General features: G+C 48.6%; 1 protein-coding gene. It reads left to right on the plus strand.

Annotated features, from left to right (window positions below):
* Positions 1 to 387 (plus strand): hemagglutinin repeat-containing protein (locus ABR397_RS23460; protein ID WP_350307799.1); only part of this gene is annotated, 387 nt, incomplete at both ends.

Raw genomic sequence — 387 nt, forward strand, 5'->3', positions numbered from 1 at the left:
GGCGGGGATATTAACGGGAAAGCCGTTCAGATACAGGCTAACGGTAATACATTATTATCCGCCGGAAGAAATATCACATTACCGTCCCTGGCTTATTCTGTCATTAACCAGACGAATGATAACAACAAAGATGACCGACATATTATTGCTCAAATCCGGAGTGATAAAAAACTGACGATAGCAGCAAATGGGACCCTCACCACTGTGGGCGCTCAATTGACTTCTGACGGTGATGTCACCCTTTCCTCCGGCGGTAATATGCATTTTGAACCGGTGCAGAACCACACCTACCGGGAAGGTCACAGGGAATTCACCGAATCAGTGACTCAGCAGGGCACTGAACTGACCAGCGGCGGCATACTCACGGTTATCTCAACCGGCAGCATT

The sequence above is a fragment of the Photorhabdus viridis genome, assembly GCF_040256935.1.
Lineage (GTDB): Bacteria > Pseudomonadota > Gammaproteobacteria > Enterobacterales > Enterobacteriaceae > Photorhabdus > Photorhabdus viridis.